This window comes from Desulfomicrobium baculatum DSM 4028, from assembly GCF_000023225.1.
Lineage (GTDB): Bacteria > Desulfobacterota > Desulfovibrionia > Desulfovibrionales > Desulfomicrobiaceae > Desulfomicrobium > Desulfomicrobium baculatum.
In genome coordinates, this window is record NC_013173.1 from 1362339 (window position 1) to 1378016 (window position 15678).

19 protein-coding genes are annotated in these 15678 nt (G+C 44.6%); 16 read left to right on the forward strand and 3 right to left on the reverse strand.

What is annotated here, in order from left to right:
• Nucleotides 1-369: 369 nt before the first annotated feature.
• From DBAC_RS06260 to DBAC_RS06290, 6 genes are all read left to right on the forward strand, one after another.
• Nucleotides 370-1116, forward strand: coding sequence for a Fic family protein (locus DBAC_RS06260; RefSeq protein ID WP_015773432.1), 747 nt, complete (start codon nucleotides 370-372; stop codon nucleotides 1114-1116).
• Nucleotides 1117-1187: 71 nt separating this feature from the next.
• Nucleotides 1188-1442 carry a hypothetical protein gene (locus DBAC_RS06265; protein WP_015773433.1) on the forward strand — a complete coding sequence of 85 codons (255 nt, stop codon included), beginning with the start codon at nucleotides 1188-1190 and terminating at the stop codon, nucleotides 1440-1442.
• A gap of 744 nt (nucleotides 1443-2186) precedes the next feature.
• Nucleotides 2187-2591 (forward strand): hypothetical protein, encoded by a 405-nt coding sequence (locus DBAC_RS06270; protein ID WP_043810513.1) that lies wholly within the window; start codon nucleotides 2187-2189, stop codon nucleotides 2589-2591.
• Between the two features lie 9 nt (nucleotides 2592-2600).
• Nucleotides 2601-3077, forward strand: coding sequence for a hypothetical protein (locus DBAC_RS06275; RefSeq protein ID WP_043810516.1), 477 nt, complete (start codon nucleotides 2601-2603; stop codon nucleotides 3075-3077).
• A gap of 42 nt (nucleotides 3078-3119) precedes the next feature.
• A protein-coding gene (locus DBAC_RS06285) for an IS3 family transposase (protein WP_143890812.1) occupies nucleotides 3120-4231 on the forward strand; the annotation gives its coding sequence in 2 pieces (ribosomal slippage) (nucleotides 3120-3372 and nucleotides 3372-4231; 1113 coding nt in all).
• Nucleotides 4222-4572 (forward strand): hypothetical protein, encoded by a 351-nt coding sequence (locus tag DBAC_RS06290; protein WP_043810521.1) that lies wholly within the window; start codon nucleotides 4222-4224, stop codon nucleotides 4570-4572. Before DBAC_RS06285 ends, DBAC_RS06290 begins: the two co-directional genes overlap by 10 nt.
• A 103-nt stretch (nucleotides 4573-4675) precedes the next feature.
• Here DBAC_RS06290 and DBAC_RS18755 read toward each other — a convergent pair whose 3' ends face one another.
• Genes DBAC_RS18755 through DBAC_RS18760 form a run of 3 tightly spaced genes read right to left on the reverse strand, consistent with a single transcriptional unit; the run spans nucleotide 4676 to nucleotide 8934 of the window.
• The gene (locus DBAC_RS18755) at nucleotides 4676-6808 is read right to left on the reverse strand and encodes a hypothetical protein (RefSeq protein ID WP_015773437.1); all 2133 of its coding nucleotides are present in this window, start codon (nucleotides 6806-6808) and stop codon (nucleotides 4676-4678) included.
• A gap of 2 nt (nucleotides 6809-6810) precedes the next feature.
• A complete protein-coding gene (locus DBAC_RS06300; RefSeq protein ID WP_015773438.1) occupies nucleotides 6811-7935 on the reverse strand; it encodes a hypothetical protein in 1125 nt (374 codons plus the stop codon).
• Between the two features lie 36 nt (nucleotides 7936-7971).
• A complete protein-coding gene (locus DBAC_RS18760) occupies nucleotides 7972-8934 on the reverse strand; it encodes a hypothetical protein (RefSeq protein WP_015773439.1) in 963 nt (320 codons plus the stop codon).
• Between the two features lie 913 nt (nucleotides 8935-9847).
• Here DBAC_RS18760 and DBAC_RS18765 point away from each other — a divergent pair.
• From DBAC_RS18765 to DBAC_RS06340, 10 genes are read left to right on the forward strand one after another with little or no spacing between them, the layout of a single operon-like run.
• The gene (locus tag DBAC_RS18765) at nucleotides 9848-10318 is read left to right on the forward strand and encodes a hypothetical protein (protein ID WP_143890814.1); all 471 of its coding nucleotides are present in this window, start codon (nucleotides 9848-9850) and stop codon (nucleotides 10316-10318) included.
• Between the two features lie 8 nt (nucleotides 10319-10326).
• Nucleotides 10327-10878 carry a hypothetical protein gene (locus DBAC_RS06305; RefSeq protein ID WP_015773441.1) on the forward strand — a complete coding sequence of 184 codons (552 nt, stop codon included), beginning with the start codon at nucleotides 10327-10329 and terminating at the stop codon, nucleotides 10876-10878.
• Between the two features lie 12 nt (nucleotides 10879-10890).
• Nucleotides 10891-11274 (forward strand): hypothetical protein, encoded by a 384-nt coding sequence (locus tag DBAC_RS06310; RefSeq protein ID WP_043810528.1) that lies wholly within the window; start codon nucleotides 10891-10893, stop codon nucleotides 11272-11274.
• Nucleotides 11275-11289: 15 nt separating this feature from the next.
• Nucleotides 11290-12159 (forward strand): hypothetical protein, encoded by an 870-nt coding sequence (locus DBAC_RS06315; RefSeq protein WP_015773442.1) that lies wholly within the window; start codon nucleotides 11290-11292, stop codon nucleotides 12157-12159.
• A gap of 10 nt (nucleotides 12160-12169) precedes the next feature.
• On the forward strand, nucleotides 12170-12919 hold the full coding sequence (locus tag DBAC_RS06320) for a MotA/TolQ/ExbB proton channel family protein (RefSeq protein WP_015773443.1): 750 nt from the start codon (nucleotides 12170-12172) through the stop codon (nucleotides 12917-12919).
• 26 nt (nucleotides 12920-12945) lie between these two features.
• On the forward strand, nucleotides 12946-13644 hold the full coding sequence (locus DBAC_RS06325; RefSeq protein ID WP_015773444.1) for a hypothetical protein: 699 nt from the start codon (nucleotides 12946-12948) through the stop codon (nucleotides 13642-13644).
• On the forward strand, nucleotides 13641-14069 hold the full coding sequence (locus DBAC_RS06330; protein ID WP_015773445.1) for an ExbD/TolR family protein: 429 nt from the start codon (nucleotides 13641-13643) through the stop codon (nucleotides 14067-14069). Before DBAC_RS06325 ends, DBAC_RS06330 begins: the two co-directional genes overlap by 4 nt.
• A 3-nt stretch (nucleotides 14070-14072) precedes the next feature.
• Entirely contained in the window at nucleotides 14073-14822 is a 750-nt protein-coding gene (locus DBAC_RS06335; protein WP_015773446.1) for a hypothetical protein, read from the forward strand.
• Between the two features lie 12 nt (nucleotides 14823-14834).
• Complete coding sequence (locus DBAC_RS18770; protein WP_143890816.1) at nucleotides 14835-15098, forward strand: hypothetical protein; 264 nt, start codon at nucleotides 14835-14837, stop codon at nucleotides 15096-15098.
• Nucleotides 15099-15130: 32 nt separating this feature from the next.
• Nucleotides 15131-15658 (forward strand): lytic transglycosylase domain-containing protein, encoded by a 528-nt coding sequence (locus tag DBAC_RS06340; protein ID WP_015773447.1) that lies wholly within the window; start codon nucleotides 15131-15133, stop codon nucleotides 15656-15658.
• Nucleotides 15659-15678: the final 20 nt, after the last annotated feature.

Here is a 15678-nt window from a genome sequence, read left to right on the forward strand (position 1 = left end):
AAGCGTGTCCAAGGATTATGGGCTGACCATGGAAAGAATTGCAGGTGCTGCCATCCTTGTTTTTGGGGGCACCTGCAGGAGAGGCGAAAAGTTGGCGGCAATGCTCAATCCAAATATTTGGGTGCACCGACGGCCGCAGTCAGGATTTTTGCGAGCCGGGTCAAGGGGGGCTTCAAGTCGATCGGGTCGGAATGAGGGTTGGAAATTCGGCTAAGCCAGTATACACAATCCCCTTCTTAACTCGAAATGGTCTGTCCGATTGCAAGCATGTCTGTCAAACAAGTGATTCCAAACCGGGGCCGTGGTTGGTTCGCTGGACATGGACGGGCAGGGCGTTTACCAAACCCGAAAGCCAAAAAAGGACATACCATGCATCATGACGCCTTCGCCACTCTGGTCGCCCTGAAGTCCACGCTCGACGACCATCTTCCGCTTGCTCCAGGCCTCTTAAGGAATCTGCGCAAGGACATGGTGCTGAGGTACACATACCATTCCAACGCCATCGAGGGGAACGCGCTGACCCTCACAGAGACCAAGGTAGTGCTTGAGGATGGGCTAACCATCGGCGGCAAACTGCTGCGACATCATCTCGAAGCCGTCAACCATGCCGACGCCATCACCCATCTGGAAAATCTCGCAAAGGAGAATGTCCTGCTCGATGAGAGCGTTCTCAAGGATCTTCATCAGCTTGTCCTGCGAGGACTCGACAACGAAGCCGGGCGTTATCGCGGCTGCAACGTCATTATCTCTGGCGCAGGGCATACGCCGCCTGATCATCTCCATGTCGGCGAACGCATGCAGTGCTTCTTCGACTGGTACCGTGGCGATGCACAGAGCCTTCATCCTGTGGAAAGGGCTGCCAGGGTACATACCGACCTGGTCATCATTCATCCCTTTCGGGACGGCAACGGCAGAACTTCCAGGCTCGCCATGAATCTGGAACTCATGCGGGCAGGATTTCCGACCGCCATCGTTCCGGTGGATGATCGGCTCGCGTATTTCCAGAATCTGGACAAGGCGGGGAAGGACGCGGATTACGGTCCATTCGTCCAGCAGCTTGGTCAACTGGTCGAGCAGAGTTTCGAGCCCTATTGGTATCTGCTCGGCTTAGCCTAGCCTTTAAACACAACAGCGAACGAAAAGTCCCGAAGTCACAAGCTCCGGGGCTTGTCTTATTTGGAAAGCTTATGATCAATACGCGGGGTGTGATGCGTTCGCTGCTGCTGGTGGCAAGCGTGCTCGGCAGAAAATACAGGGTGAAGGTTGAGATGGGTAGAGCAGATGCCTTTACCGACGGCAAGACCATTCACCTTCCAGCCCTGCCAAGTAAGGTTCCGGACACGTTGCTGAAAGCGTCAGTGGAATGTGGGGCCAAGAAGCAGGGCATGTCCGTGACAAGTATTTCAATGCCCTGCAGGAAACCAGACTCTCCCACAACATAAACTCGCGTCCATATTTCCAGGGCGCCGCAATAATTTCGATTGGTGTGAATGGGCACCCTAATAGCGCCACCGATGGGCACCCTTAATGACGCCAGCAAGTATGAGAGATTTTAGCTCGGACGTTCTCGTCTGGTAGGCGCCGTGCATGATCCGGTCGAGGGTGGTGTTGTACCCACGGACCGTGCCGAGGCGAGCTGGCCCAGGAGCTTGGCTTATGATGTGAATACCAAAGGCTGCCTTGTAATTTTCTCATCGAACGCTTCCGCCACTTCTGACTGTGGAAGACAAAGCGACCATTCATGCCGCAGCACGTCGACGAATCCCTTCACCCAAGAGCCACTTCTTCCCACAATCCACCCAACGCAACGAAAAAGCAGAAACGCTGGCTTCAATTCAATGGAATATCAGGCTCGTTCCTGAAATTTCCGACGCGTGAATGCTTACGCAGCGCGTGGAAATCCTAGGTATCAAGCTTTCTCTCGCTCACGGATTGTAAGTATTAGGGTTGCCACTGATTAAATCCATGTCAGGGATATCTGATCAAAATTCGCCTAGTTAGGCGTTTGTCCTGTAGAAGTAGTTCACGGATTAGAGGAGTTCGTGAAGATGAGGATGAGATGAAATCTTCACAAATTTATGAATTTTGTTTCAAACCATGAGAAATTACTAATTTTGCCACCGTAAGCGATGATGAGAGCATAGAAGTCGGGGGGCAGTTATCAACTATCGCAATGAGGTGGACAAATGAAGTGTGAATCAAAGCAGATAATTGAATTGGTTTCTGGAAATATAGGCCATTTTGATATGACAGCGCAAGTAAAGGCAAAAGAATCATTCCATTTGCTAAAGAAGATATTGGCTGACCGAAAAATGCAAAAATCCATGGCAAGGCATTACAGGATGCTCAATAAAGGTTATTATGATCCTGGCGAGTTCCCTTCATGGGCGTACAGTTTGTCCTATTGTCTTGTAGATCCAGATTACAAGTATAGTCTAGAGATAAAGAATAGCATAGTTGAAATTTGTAATGAGATGATTTCTGATTTCAAAAGTAAAGATAAAGATTATATACAATTCGTAATGGAAGCAGATGAATCTCCAAAATTCTTAAAACATATGGCTAAAGACATGTGTCACATGCAAATATAGGAGGATGCTATGAATTTGAATGATCGTGCAAAATCGGCGGTTGTGGAAAAATTAGAAAGCTCTTTGAGCTATATTCAAGAAGAGATGTGTGCGGTTGGAATCTCAAATTTTGATTTCTCTAATATTCATGATGAAATTGTAAACATTGCAGAAAAAACATTCTGTGATAGCGATGAAGAAGTCGAGAGTATTTATCTATTTGGAAGTTCTCCTGATTCAACGCCTGTTTCCCTTTCCAGGTCTGTTACGTGTATGCTTGTGAAGCAATGGGTCGAAAAATTGGTCGATTTTATTTCCGTTTTGGAAAAAAATGAAGATGCAAAGCTCGAAAGATGGGTGCAGAATAAAGTTGGAAGTGATGCCAAGGTAGATTTCAAAAATTTATGTCTTCGGAATGATGATGGAAAAGATCATGCGATCAAAGCATTGAATATCATCAATCAGGTCCTGACGTATTGTAGCCTTCCCGTAAAACCGGGCCATTGAAAAATAGAGATTTCTGGTAAAGATTGCCTCACGGAGGGCAAGATGAAGAAGTCTCGATTTTCGGAAAGCCAGATCATTCGGATTTTGAAAGAAGCCGATGGCGGTCGCAAGGTTGTTGATATTTGTCGTGAACACGGCGTGAGCCAAGCCACCTACTACCAGTGGAAGGCCAAGTTTGGCGGCATGGAAGCCTCGGATATCCGCAGGCTCAAGGAGCTTGAAGAAGAGAACAGCAAGCTCAAGCGCATGTTCGCCAATCTCAGCCTCGAAAACGAGGCATTGAAGGATGTCATCACAAAAAAGCTCTGAGGCCAGCCGAGAAGCGCGATTTAGCGGATTTCATGCACAGCGAGCATGGCATCAGTGAGCGGCAGGCATGCGCTGCGCTGGGCCTTAGCCGGACTGTGTACCGGTATGAGCCCAAACCGAAAGATGATTCGCCGATCATTGAAGCGCTTCTGGGACTGGTCGACCGGTATCCTCGTTACGGTTTCGGCAAGCTGTTCGCGGTATTGCGCAGACACGGTTTTCGCTGGAACCATAAACGCGTCTACCGGGTATATTGTCTTTTGAAGATGAATCTCCGGCGCAAAGGCAAGAAGCGCCTGCCCTCGCGAAACCCGCAACCACTGGCGGTTCCGCCATGCGCGAATGTCTGCTGGTCCATTGACTTCATGCATGACGCGCTGGCCAGCGGTCAGAGGTTTAGGACTTTCAACGTGCTGGACGACTTCAGTCGTGAGTGTTTGGGGATTGAGGTGGATACGAATCTGCCAGCGGCAAGGATATTGCGGGTTTTGGATCGGATTGTGGCTTGGCGCGGGCTTCCTGCCAAGCTGAGAATGGACAACGGGCCGGAGCTGATTTCCGTGCTGCTGGCCGACTGGGCCGAAAAGAACGGCGTGGCATTGGAGTTCATCCAGCCAGGCAAGCCCACGCAGAATTCGTACATTGAGCGGTTCAACAAGACCTACAGGGAAGAGGTCCTAGACTTCTACTTTTTCAAATCACTCACGGAAGTGAAGGAAATTACGGAGAATTGGCAGAGGCAGTACAACGAGGAGCGGCCCCATGAGTCTCTTGGCGATTTGACCCCGGCAGAGTTCCTCATGAAATATTCACCCAAGGAAGTCTCTACTTTTGGATGGCACTAACTTGGGGAGGTTTACAGTATGATCGTGATCGAATCCTTCGGATTGTCCAGCAGATCTCATCTGATGCAAATGGGCAGCACGCGCTGATACGGGATCTTGGAAATGCACGTCTGCATGATGAAGGGCTTGAGATGGCTCTGATTAAGTTACTTGATGTTCAGGATTGTGCTGTTCTTGATGAAGTAGAATCAAGTGATACTATCAAATTGAGTGAGCACTTTGGAGTCTTAAAGTTTGTTCTCGATACTCTCAGGAAGAAGATCGAGCTGAAGATTGCGGATAGTGAGTGGAGATATGAAGATGGCGAAAAGGATGACAGTAAAGAAGAAACTGTGCATTGATATGAAATAAATCAAAAATATAGATCGCTTTTACGGGAGTTTTTCTGTAAAAGCGATCTCTTTGTGTCTAAATCGTGAATGTTGTATATAAAAATTATGACGCTTATCTATAAGTGAATGGGAATAAGGTTTGCTGGTTGTTTCGTACAGTTTCCAAGCATTTTATCAAATTATTTTCGTTTAATACTTGAGAAAAATGCTCTTGATTTAATTTTGAGCTCTTGATGGAGTTGATTATGTCATCGGTCTCTGTTGCTAATTTGGAATGTTCAGATGGATGTGATAAATTTATGAGGTAGGCCAGTGAAAGCAGTCCCATGGCTTTGACTGTAGTTCCTCCAAAAATTTTGCAAATTTTTAAAGAACGATTTAAGCATTCTTTAGCGATGTCTGGTTCTGATTTCAGAAAAATTCTTCCACTATTATAGAGCCAAAGCTGCCAAGGATGATGCTCATCAGTTTTTTGCCAATTGTGTCTTATCCAATTCTTATAAAGACAAACGTCTTCACCAGTTTCAGCTATAAAACGTGCCGTCGCGGCATGTTTAAATTTGTCTGTCACAGAATTCCAGTCAATTATGTCGTTTTTATAATGAGGTTTAAGGTAATTTTGAAGATGTGTTTTAGCTTCTTGGAAATTTTGAGCATCTAGATGAGCGTATATAAGATAGTTTTCTATACGCATTACCTCGTCGATTTCTTCCGGAGAATCCCCAAATGCCTTATAAGCCTTGTTGCAGAAGTATAATACGTCCTTAATATAATTAGGGCCACAAAACGCGTAGTTTTGTATCAACGTGCCATAATATTGCCCAAGTCGTTTTAGCGGTGATCCAGGATGTTCGAGTTGATTATCATCATAAAACATCTCTAGAATCATAATCTTCTTTTGAAAAGAAGGTGGAGTGCGTGGATCAAATATGTACGAATCATGGTCTGTGACCATCATTAAATTGTGCTCATCAAATAACTCTGAGACATCTAGACCTATTTCCTTCATGGCTGCTTTCTTTATTCTGTCTTTAATTGTCTTCCATTTATATATTTTTTCACATTCACCATTGTAACTGAGCCAATGAATCTGGCTAATACATATTTTAAATGCAAGAGATAGAGATTTTTTTTCAAAATTCAATATTTGATTCTCGTTCAAAGCTTCAAAAATTAACGGCAAAATTTTACTTTGAAGTTGTTTTGCATTCATTAAATTGTCAATGTCTTCCAATAAGGATTGGAATGTATTAACGTCGATTATGTCATTTTGAAGTGATTTTGAAATTTTTCTGCTTTCATTCTCCAGGTATATCGAGATTGATTCAGGTACTTTGCATAAGAGGCTTATGATTTCTTTAGGTGATTGGCTGCGCACAATTTGTGCAATAGAATTTGAAGACTGTGGTGTGTTAGATCGCCAGATTAGTTCTGCTTCGTCAAGGCTTTGAACTGCTACAGGTTTAATATTTTCTTTCTCTGTGAGTAGGGAGCATACTTGCTCTGGCTCAGGATAAATGAATATTGAAAATTTTGCTTCACGTGCTGCTTCAAGTTTCTCACAAAGCCCGTCTACTGGAAGTACTGCTTTATTAGAATTGATTTCTCCGGTCGCAATTACTGAGTGTATGGATTGGTCAGAATCAAATGATTTAAAAGCCAGGTAGCTTGGAAGGCCCATGGACTTCCCAAATATCAACCCGTTGTTATTTTCAAAAGATAGCATTGGCCAGAAAGCCGCCCCTGTTGAGCCTGTTTCTGCTAGTTTCCATGCAAGTCGAATGGATTCTTTAGTTTTGTTATCAATGTTTTGATTTGATGGAAATTGAATATCAACAGGCTTATTTCCTATCCCAACGAGGGTGCGGATAAGATGTCCCGTATATCCTTTGACGGTCAATACGTGCGTATATTTCCATTTCCAATCGCTTGCTTCTGCAAGCGTGAGTTCAAGGCCAGCATTTATTAATACGTTAGGTTCTAAGCCATTAATCCAGTCAATTACCGGACCTGGCCTCCAGGGATCCAGAAGCCAGGCCGCTGCACAGCATGTGATAAATTGTTGTCGATTGTTATCTTCAAGCCCTTCTAATATGGTGTTGGCCACATCGGGAAAGGATGCAATTTCTGATGGCCATATTTCTGAGTGTGGGAATAGATAGTCTCCTTTATATCTATTAAGACCTTGCTTTGAGCTCCTCGCCCACGCCGCGTGTTCTTTAAGATTCCATTGATTTCTTTTCATAGCTAAACATATATGAGCATGCGAGGGTGACCAGCGGCTTTGTCTGGCTTGAGACCTTTAAAAACAGCTTGGAAATAGTTGTCGGCAAGTACACATTCAGAGGCTTTGATTGGCTCGTTATCTTTTTCTGCCCACCAAGTTTGAACACGAACCGGTGTATCCAAGGGGTCTTCGGGTAATTCTCCTGCGATCAGAAATCCTTCATCGGTTGAGTCCATATGTGTGATTGTGACCGCGACTTGTCTGACGTCTCTGATCACGTCTGGCATACTCACATCTTCATGAAGAACAATGGCTAGGCATTGTCCCTCTGTCGCAGCGTTGGCAGGAGCAAGATCACCCGTAAACGACGCAAAGGCGAGATGTGGTTCAAAATCCCAGGTCCGAATATCAGGAAAATCGAATTTTTTTGATATTTCAGAAAGGGATAATTTGAATCGCTTTGCTAGTAATTCTAAGATATTGATTTTCTTTTCTGCAAGTTTTCTTTCCGCTGCTTCTGCGCGTTCTGTAAATATTGCGAGAACCTCTTGTTCCTGTTTGCGGAATTCGGCGATTAGCGGGTGAAGTTCTTGGATTGGGGTAAAGAGCTTGCTTTCTGCTAAACTGTTGATTTGATCGATAGCGCTTTTCGGGGCTTCAGACCAGAATCTGGCGAGTGCTCTAGTTGGAATTGAAGCTATATTCCAGGCTTCGCCGAATCCAGCTTCGTCGCTAAGAAAAATATCATCTGTCGTTGCTAGAGACTCTTCAGAGAATATTTGAGCAACTCGGACATGCCCGTTTTCAGGGTTTGAAAGCGTTATAACAAATGATGAGTTGATATACTTACCTGAGTTATCCCACCCTTCGATACTTTTACTGAAATCCCATATTTGGCCAAGCTGAATATCTGGGACCTCTTTGTTCTGCTTATCAAATTTCAGAATTTTAAATAAATCCTTCCAAGGCTCAAGATCCATTGATAGCCGCTCTTGGCACATAGTGCATTTTTCTATGTGTCCTTTTATCTCTTTATCGATATTTTTAGAAAATAGAATTGTGTCTGGTGGACAAAATCTATTGATATATAAGGAAGAAAGTGACGATGACATGTTTTCTTCATCATATTTATTATTGTTTTTCATTAATAATTCCTCGTTTTTTATATATAAAATTTTATTCTAATCTCTAAAAGTCGATGTTGATTTAATTCTTTCGAGCAATTTTGTTATTTGGTTGTGTGTGTATCCAGACTTTTTTTTGACTTCTTCCAGTGTGTCGCAGTCAATTAGTAGGTTAATTACACGTTTATCATCTGCATTAAAGCTTTCTAAGATGTGGTTGAATGCATCTTTTGGGTCTATTTCATTTTCGTACGTTGTTTCATATTTTTCAAGATCATATTCATTTTGAGAATATTGTAGGCTATTGCATGTGTCATGGTGTGTTTCTATGTATTGAGCAAAAAGTGATATTGGTATAAAAAAAGCTCCACGTATTTCTTTAACTTTATCCCAAAAGAATAAAGATGATTGTTCAATAAATTTAGCCTTTCGAGTATCAACTTCTTTTCCCGTTGTTATAGAGGCGGGGATCGATTTGAGTTCTGTCTTCGTCAGTAAATTTTGAGGAGCATGTTTTATGTCAGAAGCAGTTTTTCTGGCGTATAAGCCGAAATCTCCAGTCGATATATAGGAGACTTGATTAAATTCTGATATCACTTCTCTGCATCTTTGGTAATAGTTTTTATTTTTATCTAATGTGCGTATTTTGTCTCTTAAGAAACGCTCAAACCCTTTTGTTAATAGTATGCATAATTTAGAATATTCTTTGTCTACATAGAGTTTTTTTAATTCTAAAGAACGCTCTGGTTTTCGACTGAAGAAGTATTCAGTCATATCGCTTGCAATTAAGCTGATGAAATCATCTTTGCTTGTATGATGAATTTTTGGTGATGAATTTGGGTATGAGTCTTGATTGTTTAGTTCTAAATATTGCTTAAAAATCTTATTTGAGTATTTATTGTCATATATTTGCGATGAGCATTGTCTAATTATTTGGTGTACAAAATTGATTGACTTATCCTCTATCTCTTTTTTCCATAATTGAAGTGAGAATTTTTCATCTTCTTTTTGGCTATCCATCTTGCACCCCTTGTTTTTGCGATATTGATCAATAAGTTGCTTATATTATCGATATAATCTTAGTATATTTGATTTTAAAAAGCACATTATTGTTGGTGATAAACGAGTATTCTTGTAATTTCTATTCTTCCATCAAATGAGGCATAGATTCTGATGTCCAGCCAGGTTCAATCAGAATTTTTGCAATCCAATCTGGAATCTTATCTCGTGTTTCTCTGAATCACTCAATTCCATTTTTCTTCAGAAGCCATCGGAGTCTCTTGAATATCTGGTCCAATTCCAAATTTCATTTTTCCGGCAAGCAACCGTTAGAATCAAAGGTGTCTGGCTTTAACCAATTACTTTCGATTTGGTAGTTCGAGGTTCAAGCCAGCGTGTGGTGCTCAATATCTTAAAGATGCACAGCATTCAAGGTCATTACGAAGTCAGTTCGTAGGCTTCCGTTCTTATTGGTTACCTGGTTCTGCTCACGAGTCTTGCGCTCAGTATCAGGAAAATATCTTTCATACCCTCTCAGAATATTGTCACTTTCCCCAGTTTCCCCAAGATAGAAAACGATCCGAAATTCGTTGGGCTGAAAAGGCTGGTGAGTCGTGTTCATGCGAGTCAGTTCATCCCAATTTTTGAATTGAAGCTCACTGTGTAGTTACGGTGATGATTTTCAATCTCTTTCAGGACGGTAAAAAAAATATCGCAAGTCTGAGAAATTTCGATTTGGCACCGTAAGCATCGGCATGAGGCATGAGAAAAGTATTCCTTGTCGATGTGTCTTGAAATTTTCTTTCGAGTTTGAGGTCGGTCAGTCGAAAATTTGAAAAAAATCACCGTAACAAGTCAGTGAGTCCGCGCAGACGCGCATGTGGGTTTGTCCGTCTGCATACTTGTCAACCGTTTGGACTGTAAGGAGGCCGAGGTGAGAATAGCGTATAATGTCTTGCTGTTGCTTGTGGTGGTAGTGGCTGGGGGCTGTGCCCATAAAGTGTCTCAAAATGATCTGGAAAATCGAATTCAGGCGTCTGCACGTTCCACTGGAATTGAAATGGATGTTCAGAGAGCCAACGATTTGCTGGAAGCAGGGGATCGCGAGCAGGCACTTCGCATTTATGAATCTGTTTTGGAGAGTGGATTTTCAAGCGCTTCGTTCACAACTTCTGTTTTGACGAACGCGGCCCTTGCAGCGCTTCAGCTTGGAGAGCGTGACCTTTTTTTTAGGTATTGTGCTCGAATTGAAAATTCGCTCTCGCATCAAAAGTTCATTTCAAACAATACTCAGTTCGTACTTGCTCTTTATTTTGTAATGCAAGGCAGAGATATTGAGTCTCAAAATAATTATGTAAGTCGTCGCGTTCGTGAATCTGTAAAAAATGCTTTGATGATTCGTTAGGAGAATATATGAAGATTATTTACACAGCAGCTTTTATTTGCATCATAATGTGGGGATTCAGTTTCATCGCCGGTACGAACGCAAATGTTTCGGAAATTCTGCGTCAAGGTGCGAAGACTGTCATTAATCATGTAGCTGATCAGCTTAACGAAGAAACAGGAGAGAATCCGGAAAAGTTTGCTTCTGAGGATGATGGGAACGTTTTGCCTCGCACTGAAGAAAGCAACGCAAGCGTTGAGGAGTGGGTCGTAAACGAGGGACATGAGCAGTCTTCGCTTAATTCGACAGCGCAGAGGGTGAACCCTGAGCCCGCTTCAAATTCAAGTTACCCGCATATTATGGATGCACAAATCCCTCAGGAGGTAGTTAGTGGACTGCAAAAGGACGTGGTGCTTGAAGCGGGTCAGGAGGTGGATCAGGATGTCACTCATAAGGAATCAACGGATTTCAGCCAGGAGCGCATTCGCCAAGACGAGGAGCGAATGGCCGAAGAAGGGGCTCGGGCCGGTTATGAGGCTCATAGAGTGTTGGACGATATAGCTACGATGTTGGGGCGATAAGAGGAGGACATCATGAGAGTAAAACAATGGGGCGTTACGTTGGTGGCAATCGCGTGTGTATGTATCCTTCAGTCGGATATCGTTCAAGCTGGAGGATCGCGAAATCTTATGCCGGTTTTTATGCAAAAGCAGCAGGAATCTATTGGCAAAATAATGGAATGTTTTGTTCAGGTTGCTAGTCCGTCTGAATGGGCTTTGCCGATCCGTGACCTACTGACAGCCGAGATGGGAATGATCAATTACGGAATTAGCTACCTTGATCCGAGAATGTATTCCAGGTTTGCTGAAGGGCTCGGTCCTTCCGAGTATCCTCTTTTCGGGTGGAGGGTATTTCAGAGCAGGTATGCGGATTTGGGTGGTGGAGTTGTACGGCCTCATGAATCATTTGAAAAGTAAAAGAGGAGAATCGTCATGAAACACGTCAGCATTTATCTTGTTATTATGATTTTCATCCATATTGGGTCGGTTTATGCCGCAGAAAGTTCTCTGATGGTTCAATTGCCACAGAAAATCCAGAACTCTCTTGCCACAATTGAAAAGGTTGGTCGTGAAAGTGATAAAGAAATTGCCACGATGGAGTCATCGATAAAGGAAATTGTCGAGAAAATCGAGCATGCCAATGGTTCGAATGAAATCGTAATGCTCCAAAAGCAATATTTGGAAGGGCGGGCAAGAGTTCTGCGGGCGCAAGCTTACAGGACAGTTGCCGTAGAGGATGAACTGGCAAGCATTGCTGACAACATGCAGCGTCTTGCACAAGCCAGCCGGGACAGCCGTTCGTTTGGTCTTGGGGCAGGAATAAATCCAGGGGATGAGGAGGCGAAGAAAGGCGTATCCTCCATGTTGAAGGGCTTCAAAGGACTTTTAGGTATGGTCCAGCAGTTGAACCCTGATAAAAATCTGAACAGCCAGTTCGAAGCGCTTACAACGATGAACGAGACTGCTCGATCGTTCTTTGCCAAGAGAAGTGACGGTTCTCTCGAAGAGCAACAGCGTTTCATCCTTGAGTCATTAGTCTTGGCAAGTTCTGTGAAGAAAATTCTTTCTGCGGAGTATGACTATCTGCTTCAGCAGATTTATTATGTCGATACAAAAAACATAGTTAATCAGCTTGGAACAGTTCAGATTGCTTTAAAGAATGGTGGTTCAGGAATTGTTGAGGGAATCATTGATTTGCATACTCAGGATGATAAAGTTCTTAGGCATGAAGATAATTCATTCAAAGAAGTATCTTATGTGAATTCTAAAAATTTAGAGCATGTTGGAGATTTGAACAACTAAGGTGGTTGCCATGTTTGTTGAAAAAAAATTGGTAAGTAAGGTCGCAATTGGAATCATTCTCCTGGGCTTCATCGTCGTAACATTCATGATTCTTGGCAGATCCATTCCTGAGCTGTTTCGTTACTATAACGACCTGTTTGGCCCAGTGTTTATCGTCCTGGTTCTGCTTACGGTTGCTCTTGCCGGGTCTATCTTTACAGCGATTACCAGCAGGGATGATCTGGATGCGCGCAGCGCCCTTGCTGCCTTGCTAAAGGAGTTGAACAGCGAGGTCGCAGAGAGAAGGATCAAGGCGCTCCAGGTATTGGTCTCAACAGGGCACAAGCAGTCTGCCTCGATATTAAGCAAGCATCTGCTTGAGGACAAGGCGGCTCTTGTTCGAGTCGTTTCTGCTCGCGGTCTTGGGGAGGTGGGAGGAAGAAAGGCGCTGGATTCTTTGAACCAGGCATTGGATGACGCAGAACTCGATGTCCGCCTGGAGGCAGCGAAATCGGTTTTTCAGATCAAGCAGGTGGCTCCCAAGTCTTTGAGCCTGATTCAGGATGTTAGTCCCTCGGTGGGCCTACTCGGCACGGTGATCGGATTGATGATGGGCTTTGCCGGGATGAATTTGGCCGAAACGGAACTGGAGGTTGCCATTCAGAATATCACCAGGACCATGGCGATGGCCTGTTCCACTACCGTGTATGGGATTATCCTCGGGCTCGGAGCGATGCTGGCGATTGCTGTTCTGACTCGACGAGGAAACTCTGCTCAGTAGAATGATCAATTTGTTTGGGGGGAACCATGAGTATTTTCCGCGGACTGCGCAATCTGTTGATGACGGCTTTGGTCCCGGTTCTGCTGCTCACGGCTGGGTCGGTCGAGAAGGCAAGGGCGGAAACAGGCTTCATGCTCCCGGATCACGGGAGCGCGGCTGAAGCGGCTGTCGCAATTCATCGTGAGCTCTATGAACTCGAACGATTTGAAATCATGGGCCGGCGCAATGTCGAGACGTTGGCTGAAATGGTCCGAATCACCCCGGAGGGTTTGGAAAGGCAGTTCGCGAAAGCGGAATACCTCGGTGCCCGTGTAGAGCATGTTCGAGCATTCTCAGGTCGCGTAATCCGGCTGCTTAATTTCCAGGTCGCATTGATACGTCAGAAAGAGCTGGATCGGAAGATGTGGGAGGAACGGTGCTCCAGCCCACAATATCAGGGACTTCAGCGTCTACTCAAGATGGTGCTTTGGCTCGAGGCTGGGGCTCCCACCCCAAACAGCAAATCTGTGGGTGCGGAAGTGCTCGTGGTGCAGCAAGTCAGCGCAGATACTCATGCCTTGATCATGAGCGCACTCTTCTACCCTGCAACCCAAAGCGCCCAGGATTTGGAAACACTGAGGATGACCAAGCGCAATCTAGTCGACGGCTTGAAATCGTTGCGAAAAGAATTGGTGTATCTGAGCGCCCGTTTGGATGCAGTCGAGGCCCAAGGAGGGGAAAAATGAAAGGCATGCTTAGCTTTCTGGACATCATCGCGATCCTGCTGATTGTGTTCATGGCGATCTCGGCCTTGTTGGCCAAGAACGCCGGCGACAAGTACCGCAAGGAGTATCAGACCAAGGTCGAACTCCTGGAGAAGGCCAGGCAGCAGGAGGAGCAAAAGGGGCAGGATATCGGTGAGTCGGACCTCTTCATTTCAGTCACAGCTGAAGGGAAGATGGTCATGGAGGGCAGTCCGCTGCCGTCGGCGAAAACAGTCGGGTCTGTTCTTGAAATGGGGGATGCTCTGAAGCTGCTTCGTCCAACCAAGGCATACCTGCGCGTGGACAAGTCCGTGCCCACAGGGACAACGCAGGAAATTTTGCTCATCTGTCAGGAGTTGGGCGTGCTCGGATATCTCGTTGCGGCAGAGCCTGCCGTAGGGCGGTAAGATATGAATCGGATTTCCTATGCGTTGGTTGCTGTTTCAATCCTTCTAGGTTTGTTTCTTTCCTGGCAATTTCAGGATGTTGTGCGTCAAGCGAATAACAATAAGGGGCCAGCCCCTGTCGCCGAGCAGGTCGCTGCGGAAAGTGCGGTGAATGTGCCCGTTCAGGTGGTGCGAGTCGAATGGCCCGATCCCCCGAAGCCTGTTGAGGAGAAAGAAAAAAAGCCGGGGGCAAAAGCGGCAAAAAAGCAGACTGACACCGTAAAGAAGAGTGGAAAGGGTGGAGGCGGAAAAGGTGGGGGGCTTCAGGTGGTCGGCGTGTTTGAGTGCGAAATGGAGTTCTACCTTGAAGTTATGCGTAAACATGGTGCCAAAGTGATTGTGTTTGAACAATCGAAGAAACGTTTTTTTGAATTGGCGTACGGAGATGATGTTAGGCCCATGGAGAGACTTGGATCAGATTTTAGCCCCGTTTCGCGTCGAATCACGGACGATTATCCGGATTCACAGAAGTTGCTTGAGCGGGTCAGGAAGACCTGGGGGCCGGGTCAATACGAAGTATTGCTACTCCTGCCCACTCATCTTTCTAGCAGGATCCAGAGTGAAATTCACGATCAACTCTCAAAGGTCAATGCGAAGAACGCGCAAGCTGTGTTTGTCACTTATTCCAAGGTCAACAATAAGTTACACGTAATTATAAATAAAGCTGTGATGGGTGGAAAAGAGATATTTATCAGATCTTCAATATATTTATAGGAGATTTATATCATGGTCAGAGAAGTTTGTTTGTTGGTTTACTTGGCTGTTGTCATTTCTTTGTTTTTTATTTTCAATCATGATAAAATATCCAGGCTAATTGAAAGAGATGATAGGCCAAAACAAGCTATCATCCTTGAATTGAAGCCAGCGCCTCCTGTAACAAAGGAGTCTGTTTCGAATAAGATTGCTGAAGTGAGAACATCTATACGAAAAGGAGTTCGTGAAATTGATGTCGCACTGCGTGACGCTGAGAATGCTGAAAATGTGCGTTGATACCAATAGTCAAGACATAAAGGTTGGTCGTTATGAAGAAAATCATCATCACTGCTTCGTTGATTTTTTCCATCATTCCCTGTGCGGCGAATGCTGATTTTCTGGGAGCCTTCGACTCCCTTGTCGAGATGTTTCGTGTGAATACGTTCTCTGAAAAAAAATATAAGCCACAAAGAAATAATAAAAACGTATATTGGAATATAATTGTCGATGCATCTAGGCACTATGACGTCGACCCTTATATCATTCATTGTGTGATCAAACACGAGTCGTATTTTGATAAGAATGCGGTTTCTCATAAGGGTGCTATCGGACTCATGCAGCTCATGCCTGGTACGGCGAAGTCACTTGGGGTTGTAGACCCGTATAATCCTGTTCAAAATATCTATGGCGGAACACTGTATCTCAGAAAGATGCTGTACATGTTCGATAATGACTTGCGTTATGCACTTATGGCATACAACGCCGGCCCTGGACGGGTGAAAAGAAACTCCATTCCAAAAGTTTCTTATGCTTATGCAGACAGAATTATTCGCGATTACAACGCTATGAGGCGATAAAGCGGCGTTCGGGGGGTAAC